The organism is Actinosynnema sp., assembly GCF_052038725.1.
On the sequence record NZ_JBQGCX010001214.1, the window covers coordinates 1 to 1,525 of the forward strand.

Annotated in this window: 2 protein-coding genes; one reads left to right on the plus strand and one right to left on the minus strand. The window is 72.1% G+C overall.

Features of this window, described 5'->3' with window-relative positions; genetic code table 11:
* Positions 1–556 (minus strand): winged helix-turn-helix domain-containing protein (locus tag ACTUAL_RS25565; protein ID WP_440902035.1); only part of this gene is annotated, 556 nt, incomplete at its 3' end.
* 116 nt (positions 557–672) lie between these two features.
* Here ACTUAL_RS25565 and ACTUAL_RS25570 point away from each other — a divergent pair.
* On the plus strand, positions 673–1,525 hold an 853-nt coding region (locus tag ACTUAL_RS25570; protein ID WP_440902036.1), incomplete at its 3' end, for an FG-GAP repeat domain-containing protein.

A 1,525-nucleotide genomic window follows, 5' to 3' on the forward strand; every position in this document is an offset into this window, starting at 1 on the left:
TGCGGCGTCGGGGCAGCAGGCTCGCATCCGTGTGCAGCACGGTGTCGTTGCCTTGATAGCGGATGGCGCCGAGGATGCTGCGTTCGCGCGCGTCGGCATCTCGCAGCAAGCGCAGCGCGTCGTCGCTGTGGCAGGCCATCACGACGTGGTCGAAGCGTTCCGTGCCTGCGGGTGTCACGACGCCGACGCCATCCTCGCGACGAAGTACGGCGGCGATCGGCGTGGACACACGCTCCTGCACGTGCCAACGGCGACGCAGTGCCTCGATATAGCGCGCCGACCCTCCTGTCACCACGCGCCACGGCGCCCGCTTGCCCAGCCGCGCCCGCTGCCGGCCCAGCGTCCGCCGCAGGCGGGTGATGTGCACGTAGAGCGCGTCGCGGGCGCGGGCGGGCGGGGTCTCGCCCCAGACGCGGCGCAGCAGGGTGTCCACGGCGACCGGTCTGCCCGCCTCCACCGCCAGCGCGGCCAGCACCGCCCGCTGTCGCGGCTGCACGGGCGCCACCTCGCGGTCGCGCTCCCACACCCCGACCGAGCCCAGCAGCCTGACTTCCATCGCGCCCCCCAGGCACCACTTCCGCGCAGCGGCGTTAAGGATTTCGCAAGACCCCGTGAATGTCCATGTCCGAGGGTGCCTCCACAACGGGGACAAGCACCACGGGGGGAGAACCAGTGCACTTCAGACGCAAGATCGTCACCGCGTTCAGCGCGCTCCTGCTGACCGCGAGCACCGCGCTCGGCGGGGCCGTCGCCCACGCCGACCCGAGCGCGCGGGAGCAGGTCGGCGCGCCGTCGTCGGCCGCGGCGCTGCCGGACCTCGGACCGCAGATCACCAGGGCCGAGGTCCTCGCCCGCGCGCAGCGGTGGGTGGACCAGAGGGTGCCCTACAGCCAGGACCAGGCCAAGGCCGTCGACGACGGCGACGGGCACAAGTACCGCCCGGACTGCTCCGGGTACGTGTCGATGGCCTGGCACCTGCCGAAGAAGTCGGACGGCTGGGACCTCAACACCGGCGACCTGGCCGCGTGGGGCGGGAAGACCTTCCTCAGCAGCTACGACGAGCTCAAGCCGGGCGACGCGCTGCTCAGCAGCGGGCACGTCGTGCTGTTCGACAAGTGGGCCGACGCCGGGCGCACCGAGATGTGGATCTACCAGGAGCGCACCTGGGGCGACGTGGCGCAGCACGTGAAGCGGTCGCGCTCGGGCTACGCGTCCGACGGGTTCCGCGCGCTGCGGTACCTCAACATCGTCGACAGCACGCCGGTCGCGAACGGGGAGACCCAGGTCCGGGGCGACTTCACCGGGGACGGCAAGGACGACCTGGTGATGCTCTACGACTACGGCAACGCCCGGACGGCGGCGTTCGTCGCGCGGTCGACGGGGACCAAGTTCGACTGGCCCGCCTACTGGTGGGACTCCGGCAACGGGACCTGGGACGCGGGGCGCAGCAAGCTGTCGGTCGGCGACCCGACCGGCGACGGCAAGGCCGACGTGGTGATCCTCTACGACTCCCCCGGCGCCCGCC